Below are 13,995 nucleotides of genomic sequence, written 5' to 3' on the forward strand. Positions count from 1 at the left end.
AAGTGGTATCCCATAGGGGATTCGAACCCCTGTTACCGCCGTGAAAGGGCGGTGTCCTAGGCCTCTAGACGAATGGGACACAATAGGACTAATAATTTTATTTCTACTCAAAATTACTAAAAGAGCTTATTTACTATCTAATAAAAGATAGTGGTATCTGTTTCCAGATTCCCCTCTTATAATCTTACGATTATAAGAAGTGGTATCCCATAGGGGATTCGAACCCCTGTTACCGCCGTGAAAGGGCGGTGTCCTAGGCCTCTAGACGAATGGGACACAATAGGACTAATAATTTTATTTCTACTCAAAATTACTAAAAGAGCTTACTTACTATCAGATGAAAGATAGTGGTATCTGTTTCCAGATTCCCCTCTTATAATCTTACTATTATAAGAAGTGGTATCCCATAGGGGATTCGAACCCCTGTTACCGCCGTGAAAGGGCGGTGTCCTAGGCCTCTAGACGAATGGGACACAATAGGACTTATCGTTTATGCCGAAGCACTACCACCTGATAAGGGCGGTATCCTAGGCTCCACTCTCAAAAGACGCGAATGGGACACATAGGACTTACTATTTATCTTTCATGCTAGGCATTAAGACAAACATTTAAGAATTTGGTGGAGCTAGACGGGATCGAACCGTCGACCTCTTGCATGCCATGCAAGCGCTCTCCCAGCTGAGCTATAGCCCCGAAATTCTTAATTACATTTGAGTACACTGCGACTTAGGTCACCCTGTGTCTCAACTGCGAGGCGCATTCTATGCAGCGTACCCAAATGTGTCAACACGTTTTTTAGGAATTAAGCCTGTTTGCTATAAATTCAACCGCTTTCTCGATTCTTTGAATACAACGCTCTTTACCAATCAGATATATAGTCGTGTCTAAAGAAGGCGACTGCCCTGCCCCAGTCACGGCTACACGCAGTGGCATGCCTACTTTGCCCATACCTACTTCGAGTTCAGCAGCGGTATCTTGAATTGCTTGATGAATAGCTTCTGGCGTCCACTCTGCTAGAGCAGCTACTTTTTCTTGAACAAGTTTCAATGGCTCCATTGCAACACCACGAAGATGTTTTTTAGCTGCTGCTTCATCAAATGTTTCGTAGTCTTCATAAAAATAACGACTAGATGCAGCCAGTTCTTTTAGTGTCTTAGCTCGTTCTGATAAGGCAGTAACCACTTGCGACAATTCAGGGCCATTAGACATATCGATGCCTTGATCCATCATGTGCCACATCAAGTGTTCAGCCACATATTCAGCCGGCAACGATTTAATGTAGTGTTGGTTCAACCATATTAACTTTTCAGTGTTAAAGGCAGAAGCGGCTTTATTTATGGCATCTAAAGAAAATAACTCTTTCATTTCATCCATAGAAAACACTTCCTGATCGCCATGAGACCAGCCCAAGCGCACAAGGTAGTTCAACAGAGCTTCAGGTAAATAACCATCATCACGGTATTGCATCACACTCACCGCACCGTGACGTTTAGAAAGCTTGGCACCATCATCGCCTAAAATCATGGCAACATGAGCGTATTCAGGAATTGGAGCATTTAACGCTTTCAATACATTAATTTGCTTAGGCGTATTGTTGATATGATCTTCACCACGAACAACGCAAGTAATGCCCATGTCCCAATCATCTACAACAACGCAGAAGTTATAAGTTGGAGTACCGTCACTACGAGCAATAATAAAATCATCTAGCTCTTCGTTTGAGATTTCAATACGACCACGAACATGATCATCAAAGACTACGCTCCCAGTTAAAGGGGTTTTAAAACGTATAACGTATTCTTCATCGGTATCACGTGGGGCATGATCACGACAATGACCATCATAACCTTGACGTTCACCTTTCTCTGCTTGCTCTTCTCTTAACTTCTCAACACGTGCGCGAGAGCAATAACATTTATAAGCAGTGCCCTCTTCTAACATTTGTGCAATCACTTCGTTATAACGGTCAAAGCGCTTAGTTTGGTAGTGTGGTCCTTCGTCCCAGTTCAAGCCTAACCAATCCATTCCTAACAAAATGGCATCACAAGCTTCTTGGGTTGAACGCTCAATATCGGTATCTTCGATACGAAGCACAAATTCACCATTGTTCGCTTTGGCATATAACCAAGAATATAATGCAGTACGAGCACCACCTACATGAAGAAAACCAGTAGGACTTGGCGCAAAACGTGTCTTAACTGTCATAATGGACACTTACCTTGAAATCTATATTGAATAAAGTGGCGTTATTCTATACCTGAGAGAATTGAGGTGCAATTTTCATGGGGATATCAAATAGAAAAGAATCTTGGTTCTAATCCGCCCCAAACAAATCTCTGGTATAGACTTTATCTGCAACATCTCGAATATCATCAACCATACGATTAGCCACGATTACATCACATTCTTGCTTAAAAACACTTAGCTCTTTTACCACTTCTGAATTAAAAAATGATGATGTTTCCAAAACAGGTTCATATACAACAACTTCGATACCCTTGGCTTTTAATCGTTTCATAATGCCCTGAATTGAAGATGCTCGGAAGTTGTCAGAACCGCTTTTCATGATCAACCTATAAATACCTACTTTTCGAGGTTTTCTCTTGATGATGGAGTCTGAAATAAAGTCTTTACGAGTGTTGTTCGCTTCTACAATCGCTCCGATAATATTATTCGGAACATCTTTATAGTTGGCGAGTAATTGCTTGGTATCCTTTGGTAAACAGTAACCACCATAACCAAAAGAAGGGTTATTGTAATGTGAGCCTATACGAGGATCTAACCCAACACCTTCTATTATCTGCTTACTATCCAAGCCATGAGCTTCAGCATACGAATCTAACTCATTAAAATAGGCCACACGCATCGCAAGATAAGTATTCGAAAATAGCTTAACCGCCTCAGCCTCGGTTGAATTAGTAAAAAGTATCGGGATATCTTTTTTTTCAGCTCCCTCAATCAACAATTGTGCATAGCCCTTTGCCCGCTCAGAGTTCTCACCAATAATGATCCTCGATGGGTATAAATTATCATATAACGCCCTACCTTCACGCAGAAACTCAGGTGAAAAAAGAATGTTATCTGTCTCAAACTCAAGTTTGAGTCGCTGGGTATATCCAACGGGTACCGTGGACTTTATCACTATCAGAGCATTGGGATTTATTGATAATAACGACTTAATAACAGCCTCTACTGAAGCCGTATTAAAATAATTAGTCTCTGGGTCATAATCTGTAGGGGTAGCAATAATAACGATGTCAGCATCAGTATAGGCTTCTTGCTCATATACCGTTGCCTGTAGACTCAAGGGCTTGGTCGCCAAAAATGATACAATCTCAGCATCGATAATGGGTGACTCTTTCTGATTAACCTTTTCGACTTTAGCTAAATCAATATCTAAAGCAATGACTTCATTGTGCTGGGCCAATAAAACTGCATTTGAAAGCCCGACATAGCCGATACCCACAACGCAAATTTTCATAGATTCCCTTCATGTATATTGGTATAGCTTCAATTATTAACCAATTTTAAGACAAAGCTATTTCAGTTTTATATCAATTTGATTAGATTTTTTCCAATAATGTAGAAAGGCAAAAAATATCATCAATGCTTTTCATCTAAGTACCTGTCGATAAGTTCTTTGAGAATGATTACCGACATACAAAACAGTTATACTCGTGATACTTGAAGATGCAACTTTCAGGGCTTATTCAGCGTTGCATTATTCGAGGCGTGAAAGTGCAGAACTAGCGGGTTAATTCAAGCTTTCACAACAAAGAAGAATCAATGCTGAAAAGCCCACGTAGTGCGAGTTTAATTTCCATTTATACTGCGTTACTTTCCTTTGTAATAGAATAACTATTACTACAGGTAAGTGCCTTGCCTAAATGACAATTAATTCTCGCTGAAATCCTGCATCTTCAGGTATCACGAGTATATTACATTTGTGTTCATGTTTAGTACAATACAAGGCGCATAGTAAACCAAGGTGAGCGGACATCCGTTATTTGATTTAAAGAGGATTTACGGCTTAACATGCTTCCGCCATCTCTTTGCAACGACAACCATGAAATTCCTACCCGCTCAGTACTTGGTTTAATGGTCATTAAATCAAGATGAATTGCCGCAACGCAGTTAACCTTATCAATTGTTCTTCTTAATGTTTTTCCATCATATCTTCATTGAGTTCACTTCATTGAGTTCACAAAGATGCTTTACCCACTCAGTAAAGGCAGCATGGAAAGCTTTCGGGGATAAACGATTGAGAAGATCATTGAAGGTATCGTGACTGGGAATACCATTAGGCATATCTAAAAATGTTTTAACCCATTGCTTTTTCAAAAAAACCCTATTCTTCAATCGCATTAAAGTTATAGCAACCGCAAATGACAGCGCATAAAGTAATGGTAAGGATTATTTACTAAAGGATGGTGTTGAGTGCGTTTTATTCGTGGGTCTGGAAGATTCGCAAAGTGCTGGCTAATAATGATAGTTTTCATGGTGTTGAACAGGTGAAGACTATTATAAACCACGAGTAATTCTGGTTGGCAAACGAGCAAATTTAACTGCTTAATTTTGACTCGATTGCCCTACATCAAGTTACCTATAGATTTCCACGAAATTCAGCAAGTCTGCTATATTTATGGCTTTAACTAGAGTGCATATATTGTCACCTCCAATATTGCAACATTAAAAATAGCTTTTGACATTCAGCGGCTAAACAAAGATAACAACTCATCTGCATTTCCACTCCAAGCACTTTGTTTTTTACCGGATAAGACACTATCTGCGATATCTTGCTTATGCTTTTGCAGTTCTTGAATTTTCTCTTCAATGGTACCTTCTGCAATCAATTTATAAACAAAGACGGCTTTATCTTGACCTATTCTATGTGAACGGTCAGTAGCCTGTTTTTCAACGGCAGGGTTCCACCAAGGATCATAATGTATAACGGTATCGGCTGCAGTGAGGTTTAGTCCAGTCCCTCCCGCTTTTAGACTGATGAGAAAGACGGTATTTTCTCCCTCTTGAAAATTATCAATTTGAACTTGGCGTTTTCGAGTCTGCCCTGTCAATTTGCTGTATTTGATCCCAAGGCAATAAAGCTCCTCTTCGATGAGAGTGAGCATAGTAGTAAATTGACTAAAAATTAGGATCTTACGTCCTTCCTTAACCATCTCAGGAACATTTTTTTTGAGCCAATCTAATTTGCCATTATTCTTCACGTTTTGTGCTTGTTTAAGCTTTACTAAACGAGCATCACAGCAGGCTTGACGCAATTTTAATAATGCATCTAAAAATTCTATATGGCTATTGGCTACACCTTTTTGAGCAAACAATTCCCTGATCCGCTGCTCCATCGCAACTCGAATTGATTCATAAAGGTTGCGTTGATCTTTTTCTAAGATGATATCCTGCTCAATAACGGTTTTAGCAGGCAAATCAGCCATGACTTGATCTTTGGTTCGACGCAATAAAAACGGTGATACTCTTTGAACCAGCTCTTGCGCTCTTGCTACATTCCCTTCTTTCTCAATCGGTTGCCTGAAATATTTTTTAAACTGCAGATGATTTCCAAGCAAGCCAACCAAGGAAAAATCCATAAGAGATTTAAGCTCTCCCAAATGGTTTTCCAGTGGCGTCCCCGATAGGCACAATTTGAAACTCGCTTTTAACTCTTTTATTTGTTGAGTTGACTTAGCTTTTACGTTTTTTATCTGCTGAGCTTCGTCTAATACTATGTGATCAAAGGTCTCATTTTCGAAATGCTCAATGTCACGATTAATCAATGGATAGGTCGTGATCACAACATCATACTCACTTAACCGATTGAGTATGGGCTTGCGTTTAACACCATGACTCACTGCAACATTAAGTTTTGGCGTAAACTTTTGTAATTCTTTATGCCAATTACCAACCAAACTCGTTGGGCAGATGATCAAGCTCCCTTTTTGGTTTAGCCCTAATTCTTGCTGTTTGGCGATGAATGCCAAAGTTTGTAACGTTTTACCTAAGCCCATATCATCAGCAAGGATCCCGCCAAAGCCGTATTCTTTAAGGAAGCACAGCCAGTTCAAGCCTTCGTGTTGATACTCTCTGAGCGTGGCATTCATCGACTCGGGGATCGACACAGCTTCAATTCCTTTAAAATTCGCCAGCTTTTCAGCCAAAGCTTTAACCCGTTGCCCATTGATCAGACTAATTTCATGTGCCGACAGCTCATTAAGTAACATGGCGCGATTATCTGGAATTTTGAGCTTATCACCTCGGCCTGAAAACAACTCTTCGATAATATTGATGATCGGTCTAATGGATGACACCTTTATTTTGATAAATCCTCCATGTGGAGAGGGCAATAGCAATTCCTCTTCATCACTTGGCTCATGATTTTGCCCTAACCAAGCGGCAATTAATGGTAAGAGCTCGATTTGTTGACCATTAATATCAGCGGTGAGTGACATACTGAACCAGCCACTCTCTTCCTCGTCATCAATATCGACTATAACTTCAGGCTCAACAATATTTAAATCAAAATCATCCGCAAATTCAATAACAAAGCCAGCCTTCTGGCATTCATTGATACCTGTGTTAACAAATTCTACCCACTCAACAATTGCGTCAGGAAGAGATCCTTGTGTCCATAAACTCATTGCTTGCTGAGTATCTGCGATACCACTACCATTAACTTGCCATGCTGTTATCTCAGGTGAAATATCACTTAACCCTAACTCAAACAACAAACTGATAGCGTTTACCTCTGACTCATTATCCCGGTTAATTTTAATTGTTGTTCCTGAGTGCTTGATAACGCTAAATTCATCCCTAATGCCAGCTGCCGCAATGGAGTAATCTCCATAAGTAAATTCGGCTTTAACAATGGGTTGCAAACTTTGACTGATTTCGTCTTGCCACATCGTCAACGTCAGCTTTGTAACCAATGGTTCAACAATATCTTGAAAATCTAATAAGAGCGTTTTTGGAAGAGCGTTTGCCGGAAAGTGCTTGAAAAAGTAAGTACTGAATTTTTCTAACTCAGCCTCTGACATTACCGGCGCTTGCTTAAAAAGTTGGAGTTTTTCGGCAGATACGTTTGTGTCAATAATCCCTATTTGTAATGTCTTTTCATCCAAGTAATAAGCTGGTTTTGTTGGCAAGACATGCCACTGTTTTTTTCCTTCAAGTAGCAACTCAAGCTGTTGCCCCTTTTTTCCATGATCTATCCAGTGGTACTCCAGTTCTTGCTTGCTATCTAATTTGAACGGCCATCGATCATCTCCAAGGAAACAACGTCCTGTTTCCACCATTTTTTTTAACGCAAAAGCACCGGCTTCACCTTTGATTTTATATTCATAGTCATACTCTTCCTCATGAGCCAATAATTGAAACAGGCGGATTTCATCTTGACTAAACTCCCATGTCGAGACAAAACGAGGCTCATCAACCTGTTTGAACCTACCTTTACCAAACTGACCGAATTTATTTAATTTTCCTTTTCGAAATTCAACGAGCCATTCACCGTTTCGAGGGCGCAAAATATACAGTAACTCTTCTTTATTATTTGGTTTCCCAATCTCTTCAATAGAACTGTCTTGCTCTTCAAGTTGATCAAACCAACCTTGAATTGGAGTGAGGGCTTCTGTTCCATTATGCACAATATGGAGAAGCGACGCCGCTACATGCTTACAACTCTGACCAACAGGGCAGCTACAATCGCTAAAAAGAAATTTTTTTGCGTGCTTTTCAAAAAGACCAAATACCAATTTATAGGTCTGCCCCATAGAGCCTTTCACTCTTGCATTGGCTGTCAACAGATCATCACTTATCTCGATGTCGATCACTCTGCCTTCTTTGAAATATTGCAGCCCTCGGATAAAGGTCAACTGATTGAATAAGGGTTTTATTTCTGAATTGGAAATTTGATTGAGATATATGGCACGGTTAGACATTAATGTCAGCCTTTGAATGCAACTAAAATGGATTTGAAATATTGGAGTTAATTTACCTTATTGAGAAAATATAGCCAATCATCTTTGAGTTATACGATTTACAGTAATTCATCATTCATTCAGCCAAAGCCTATGCTTGTCATAAAAATCATTTTTGATAAGTTATACTCGTGATACTTGAAGATGCAACTTTCAGGGCTTATTCAAGTATCACGAGTATAGATATCGACCCGAGTAACGAAAATGTATCTCAGGTCATCCGTGGACTAGGAGAACTAGGTGTCATTGATGCTGCTAATCGATATATTGAAAAAGAAAGATGAAATTACTGGCAGCCGATTCCCATTTCATTGAGCTTATTTTTAAAGCTTACTGCTTTATTTTTGGGAATAACCAACTGTAAATCATCGAGTGGCTGACAATATTTGGCCAGTACTTTATTGTTTAAGATAAGTGCTAACACGTCCTTATCCTTACAACGGTACACCATCGCCTCAAATTCTGCAGTAGCACCATCTAGGCGTTGGTTGATTTGCTTAAAGAGCGTTTCCCAATCTTGAGGCAAAAAAGGTTGAGGATCACGTTGAAGTAAGAAGTCTTGTAGCTCATCAGTACTGCCACCAGATTGCAGGGCTTCCACTATAAGCTTTCGATCCAATACCCAACACAAATCGTCTTTCTGCTTACAATATAGACCGATAAACTGGGTTTCCCATGGCAATGGTGTACTTTCAAAGCTCAATCGTCCTTTCGGCATTAACGTCACAGGAGTGACATCAAGGTTTACCGTTTCAGATTCATAATAGTCACTTTCTCCTAAAACATAAGCACCAAGGTTAGTTAAACGGATATGCGTCAGCCCTTCATATCGATGAAAACACTCAAGATCCATCAAGCCCCAATACTGCTCATTTGAGCTATTGGTTTTATCGAGATCTTGCAACACAATATCAACTAAGCCTAAGGTGGCCGCATACTCTAATAGCAAACACTGTAAATAAGGCTCGGCAAGCACATCCCAATCCGCATTGTAAAAGCGACCATAATGTGAGTCACAAGCATACAAGTAATCCGGTGCGGTCGTCACAACAACACCTGCACCTGTGGCTTTTAGGTATCGTGAAAAATCACTAAAACTGACCCATTCCCCAACAGGACAAATCTTTAGACCTTCGACCATAGCAACACGGCGCTCTGACACGTCAGTCATATAACGACTGCCTTTGCCTGTCTGTCCTTTTACAGCATTAATTCGATTGAACTCATCTTGGATGCTCTTAAACACCCAATCATGCCAAATAGAGCGGATTGTCTCAGCATTAGATTTAGCTGGCGTGGATGACATGGTCAACATTGTGCTGCTGTTCTTGATAAAACGGCTATTGGCCAATAACCTTATCCAGCCATACGCCAAGATATGCTCTTCTCCTGATACCTCATAAAAATCAAAGCTAGAGTAATACTCCTCTAAAGATTTTGAGCAATATTTCAGCGTTGCCGCAGTTGGGCTCACCGTTTTATCGCTCACTTTGATTTTTTGGTTTTGAATGGCGGTTAATAACAAGTTGAGTTCAGTGAACACTCGTGGTTCACGATCATGAATGCGACAAGAAGCATCAAGGGGTTCGCTCAAGACGACTGATGTTATCGACTCTTTTTCAGGTGGCAATGCCCATTTTTTCAACTGTTCTTGTAAAGATAAAGGGATTGAGTGTTCTGATCGATTATTCGATTTATAAAAAAATACTGAATAACCTAACAACTTTTCAACCTGCCAGTGATTGCGCCTTTTCGATGCAGGAAAATAGCCATATTTAGCCGTAAATCGATTCCTATCAATCACACCTTGATAATTATAGATAGACTCACGTACAAGGTGCTGCTCAATTTCAGGCAGTGCCTCCCAATATGCCTTAAGCAAAACAAGATCAGATAAGCCCTTTTCTAACGCATCGACAATATCGGCTTTTCTAGTTACAGAAGGCTTTTTTCCGAAATAGGTAAAATAATGAGATTTTAATTCGTCGACAGTAAACAGCATCATGGCTTGAACAAGCGTCATAGGCCCCCCCAAAATGTTTTTAATACTTAGTTAATGGCCAAATATCTCTTCAAACAATCTTTCATCAAAGTCATCATGTTGCCATCGCCTAGGTTGCAATCGTTGCCCTAAAACCTTATTCATCACTTTGACAGTGGTATAACTCTGTGTTTGTTTTTCTAGCTCATTGATTCTTTTAACAAGATCACTAGCATGTAGCTTAAGATTAGCAATCCCTTTTTTGGTGTTGCTTTCGGAAAACCTAAACCACACCATAGTTTGTGGTGTCGAAGGGCGATCGAGATCGTGATATTCTTCCTCTAACCACTCAACTTTTTGTTTTAACGACTCAATCATGGCATCCAAAGCAGGTTTAGATAAATTCAATTCGAAATTGGGCAGCCATTGCTGCGCCATCATCAATAACTGATGGATGTCATTTTCTTTTTTCGCTTTAGAGAGTTGCTGCATTAACTCATGCTTTTGCAATTTTTGGGTGCCGTCTTTTTCTTTATCAGGATGCAACAAGGTCGCCAACTTCTTGTAGAGCTTATTTAAATCTGAATGTTTGAGTACATGATCCGCATCGACAGGACGTTTGATAGTTTCAGCTTCTTGGGTAAATTCATCATCAAAAAACATCGTTTCAACATTATCATCGATATCTGCATGCTCCTCAGAAATACCCTCTTCTTCCATTTTTTCGTCAGATGCGAGCTTTTCTTGTAACAATGCGTTCATAAAATCACTTACTAACTCTGGCTGCATCAGCACGGCTTTTAGCTCGTTATCATCATGCTCGATATCCATTTCGAATACCGATGACAACATCTGTCTAAACTCATCAATAAGTTCATCATCCACCTCTTTTAAGGCTTTAAGCTCTGTATATTGTGCTGCCATCCATGCTTGCCTTAAAGCTTGTGTGCTGGTTTTGTTAAATGGATTCGCTTCGATATTTTCAATCTCATCTTCAATCCAATTTAACAAGGCTTCTCTTTTTTGACCCTTAATGCTTTTTCGAGATGTAAAACTGAGTAATTTTTCAGTTTGCTGATAAACTGCACGACACATCGACTCTTCAGCAGATTCAATAATCGCTTTCGCTTCAAGGTAAAATTTTTCAATTTTAACGAGCTTGGATTTATTGCGTTGTTCAAGACGTTCAATTTTTTTCTGAAGTTCAATAAGTTTTGATAACCGACTATTATTTTTTTTATTTTTTGATGCAGGAGAAATGTCGCTAACGCAAAGTTGAGTCATAAGAAAGTACGTCATTGAAATTTTAAGAGAACGAAGTATAAGCTTGGTAATCATGACTTTCAATAAGTTATAGCAATTGACATCATTACTATTCAGGTTTAATAATGATTCTGTCAATTCATTATGTTTGGCACCTCACATGCCAATTCAATATCCACATTACTCAGTACTTCCAACAAGCGTTCTTTCAACTTCAATTGCGATTTAGGCTCACCATGAATGAGACGCACTTTCTTCAACCCATCAATTTTACTTACAAAATCAGTCAACTCATTTGCGTCCGCATGAGCAGAATAACCATTCAACTTGTGAATTTGAGCTTTCACCTCAACAGACTCATCATTAAACTCGACTATCGGTCGTCCCTTAAACAAGTCTCTACCTGGCGTACCTTTGGCTTGATAACCGACTAATAACACATCAGTACGTTCATCAGCTAACAACGCTTTCATATAATCGACTATTCGACCACCTGTTAGCATTCCACTTGCAGCAATTACAATCACAGGTTCTGCCGAATGTTTAATACGATTAACCAAAGCGAGATGCTTTTTATGTGAGTTAATAGTTACCAACTGTTCAAAATCTAATGGATGACGGCCATTGATAATTTTCTCTTTAGCCTCTTTACTCCAAAGCGACCTAAACTCTCGATAACTTTCAGTAAATTTATTCGCTAATGGTGAATCCAGCACCACAGGAATACGAGCAACTTCACTTTTGGGCAGCTCATATATCAATTGCTCTAAATCAAATAATAATTCTTGGGTTCGACCGATGCTAAAAGCGGGAATTAAAATAGCACCACCATCTTGCAATGACTTTTCTAAGACCTGCTTTAAGCGCACACGACGAGAAGCAATATCTTCATGCACTTTACTACCATAAGTGCTTTCAATCACTAACCAGTCAGCAAATTTGGGAGGTATAGGATCTGGAAGTAACGGTGTATTCGAAGGACCTAAATCACCACTAAACACGCCCACTTCACCATTAGGAAGAAAGCATTCAACATAAGCAGAACCTAGAATATGCCCAGCTTGTTGAAAGCGAATAGAAAAAGGAAGATCTGAATTTAAAGGAACGACTTGTTTAACATTATAATTAACAGGTACGATTTGCTTGCTAAGAAGAGGCTTAATCGCATCAAACATGCGACGAGAAGAGAAATGAACTTTTAACGCATCTTCAAGCACAATCGGCAACAATGCCGCACTAGCTTGAGTGCAATAAATAGGGCCACGAAATCCCGCAGCCAATAACCAAGGTATGCGACCAATATGATCCACATGACAATGAGTCACTACCAAGGCTTTAATATTAGAAACATCAAACTCAATCGTTAAATCACGGCTTTCATTCCCTTGAAATAAACCGCAATCAATTAACACTGAGCATGAAAAGTCGAGAACTAACTCATGACATGAGCCAGTAACGCCATCCTTAGCACCATGATGAATCACATCCATAATTCACCTCGTTTACTTAAAATGTTTAAATTCGTAAAATGATTTCACGCACATAAGCAACATATTCTACACTAAGTTCATTACCACTTAGGTTAGCTAAATAAACCGTCGCTCCTGTGAAAGCAGGAGTCTAGTGACTTTGATTCTGCATAATACAAAATCCAATGCCTTTCATGCAAAATAAAGTACTCTACTCCCAAAAAAAGCAGAGTAGCTTTTACCCCTCATACCCATTCGGATTCATTGACTGCCAACGCCAAGTATCTTCAACCATCTCATCTAAAGTATGTTTAGCTTTCCAGCCTAGAACTTCTTCAGCATGACTTGGGTCAGCCCAACACTCAGCAATATCACCAGCTCGTCTTGCCATTACTTCATAAGGCACTGGCTTGTTAGATGCTTTTTCAAACGCCGCTACCATTTCAAGTACGCTTTGCCCTTGCCCTGTACCTAAATTGAAAATGTGTAACCCTGACTTTTTGCCCACTTTATTTACCGCAGCAATATGGCCATCAGCCAGATCGACAACATGAATATAATCTCGCACCCCAGTTCCATCAGGCGTTGGGTAATCATTACCGAACACACCCAATTTCTCACGACGTCCTACAGCAACTTGGGCAACAAAAGGTAAAAGGTTATTCGGAATACCTTGCGGGTCTTCGCCCAACATTCCTGATTTATGCGCACCAACGGGATTAAAATAACGAAGTAAAGTAATACTCCATTCAGAGTTCGCCTTTTTAAAATCCGTTAAACATTCTTCCACCATCAGCTTGCTGCGCCCATAAGGGTTGGTAGCCGAAGTAGGAAAGTTCTCTCGAATCGGAACAGAATCAGGATCGCCATAAACCGTTGCAGAGGAGCTAAAGACTAACTGCTTAACACCAGCCTTATCCATCGCTTGCACGAGGTTTAACGTGCCAGATACATTGTTGTCATAATACATCAAGGGTTTTGCGACAGACTCACCCACCGCCTTGAAACCAGCAAAATGAATCACACCTTCAATATCATGTTCAGCAAAAATTTTTTCTAATATGTGGCTATCACGAATATCACCCTCATAAAATTCAGGTTTACTACCCGTCACTGCTTTTATTCTATCAAGAACTAGCTCTTTGCTGTTATATAAGTTATCCAAAATAATCGGCGTAATGCCCGCCTCGATCATTTGGATACAAGTGTGGCTACCAATATAACCAGTGCCACCTGTTACTAAAATTTTCAAGATAACCTCAGATTTCAAAAAACGCTTCATGTAATATGGCACTAA

At 39.7% G+C, this 13,995-nt stretch carries 9 protein-coding genes and 4 tRNA genes; all 13 read right to left on the minus strand.

Translation table 11 applies throughout. The features are described 5' to 3' along the window. Nucleotides 1-3 precede the first annotated feature (3 nt). Nucleotides 4-79 (minus strand) — tRNA-Glu (locus D5018_RS01480). 121 nt (nucleotides 80-200) lie between these two features. Then, nucleotides 201-276, minus strand: a tRNA-Glu gene (locus D5018_RS01485). A gap of 121 nt (nucleotides 277-397) precedes the next feature. Beyond that, nucleotides 398-473, minus strand: a tRNA-Glu gene (locus D5018_RS01490). Nucleotides 474-617: 144 nt separating this feature from the next. After that, nucleotides 618-693: transfer RNA gene (locus D5018_RS01495), tRNA-Ala, on the minus strand. 102 nt (nucleotides 694-795) lie between these two features. After that, complete coding sequence (gene gltX / locus D5018_RS01500; protein ID WP_121837213.1) at nucleotides 796-2,205, minus strand: glutamate--tRNA ligase; 1,410 nt, start codon at nucleotides 2,203-2,205, stop codon at nucleotides 796-798. Between the two features lie 109 nt (nucleotides 2,206-2,314). Continuing rightward, nucleotides 2,315-3,481: a nucleotide sugar dehydrogenase gene (locus D5018_RS01505; RefSeq protein ID WP_121837214.1), complete on the minus strand. Its 1,167-nt coding sequence runs from the start codon at nucleotides 3,479-3,481 to the stop codon at nucleotides 2,315-2,317. A 475-nt stretch (nucleotides 3,482-3,956) separates the two neighbouring features. After that, nucleotides 3,957-4,148: a YjbH domain-containing protein gene (locus D5018_RS22355; RefSeq protein WP_416351522.1), complete on the minus strand. Its 192-nt coding sequence runs from the start codon at nucleotides 4,146-4,148 to the stop codon at nucleotides 3,957-3,959. 22 nt (nucleotides 4,149-4,170) lie between these two features. After that, the gene (locus D5018_RS01515) at nucleotides 4,171-4,341 is read right to left on the minus strand and encodes a transposase family protein (protein WP_165904976.1); all 171 of its coding nucleotides are present in this window, start codon (nucleotides 4,339-4,341) and stop codon (nucleotides 4,171-4,173) included. A 368-nt stretch (nucleotides 4,342-4,709) separates the two neighbouring features. Then, nucleotides 4,710-7,946 carry a DEAD/DEAH box helicase gene (locus tag D5018_RS01520; protein ID WP_121837217.1) on the minus strand — a complete coding sequence of 1,079 codons (3,237 nt, stop codon included), beginning with the start codon at nucleotides 7,944-7,946 and terminating at the stop codon, nucleotides 4,710-4,712. A 325-nt stretch (nucleotides 7,947-8,271) separates the two neighbouring features. Beyond that, nucleotides 8,272-10,008, minus strand: a complete 1,737-nt coding sequence (locus D5018_RS01525; protein ID WP_121837218.1) for a hypothetical protein — start codon at nucleotides 10,006-10,008, stop codon at nucleotides 8,272-8,274. Nucleotides 10,009-10,038: 30 nt separating this feature from the next. After that, a complete protein-coding gene (locus D5018_RS01530; RefSeq protein WP_133309215.1) occupies nucleotides 10,039-11,250 on the minus strand; it encodes a hypothetical protein in 1,212 nt (403 codons plus the stop codon). A 113-nt stretch (nucleotides 11,251-11,363) separates the two neighbouring features. Next, complete coding sequence (locus tag D5018_RS01535; protein WP_121837220.1) at nucleotides 11,364-12,719, minus strand: MBL fold metallo-hydrolase RNA specificity domain-containing protein; 1,356 nt, start codon at nucleotides 12,717-12,719, stop codon at nucleotides 11,364-11,366. Between the two features lie 217 nt (nucleotides 12,720-12,936). After that, the gene (gene galE, locus D5018_RS01540) at nucleotides 12,937-13,950 is read right to left on the minus strand and encodes a UDP-glucose 4-epimerase GalE (protein ID WP_121837313.1); all 1,014 of its coding nucleotides are present in this window, start codon (nucleotides 13,948-13,950) and stop codon (nucleotides 12,937-12,939) included. Nucleotides 13,951-13,995 lie beyond the last annotated feature (45 nt).

The organism is Parashewanella curva (assembly GCF_003675895.1).
GTDB classification, from domain to species: Bacteria; Pseudomonadota; Gammaproteobacteria; order Enterobacterales; family Shewanellaceae; genus Parashewanella; species Parashewanella curva.

Excerpts from the sequence above, each read along its gene's own strand:
- gltX (WP_121837213.1), bottom strand. The coding sequence starts at position 2,205 with ATGACAGTTAAGACACGTTTTGCGCCAAGTCCTACTGGTTTTCTTCAT.
- D5018_RS01505 (WP_121837214.1), bottom strand. The coding sequence starts at position 3,481 with ATGAAAATTTGCGTTGTGGGTATCGGCTATGTCGGGCTTTCAAATGCA.
- D5018_RS01520 (WP_121837217.1), bottom strand. The coding sequence starts at position 7,946 with ATGTCTAACCGTGCCATATATCTCAATCAAATTTCCAATTCAGAAATA.
- D5018_RS01525 (WP_121837218.1), bottom strand. The coding sequence starts at position 10,008 with ATGACGCTTGTTCAAGCCATGATGCTGTTTACTGTCGACGAATTAAAA.
- D5018_RS01530 (WP_133309215.1), bottom strand. The coding sequence starts at position 11,250 with ATGACTCAACTTTGCGTTAGCGACATTTCTCCTGCATCAAAAAATAAA.
- D5018_RS01535 (WP_121837220.1), bottom strand. The coding sequence starts at position 12,719 with ATGGATGTGATTCATCATGGTGCTAAGGATGGCGTTACTGGCTCATGT.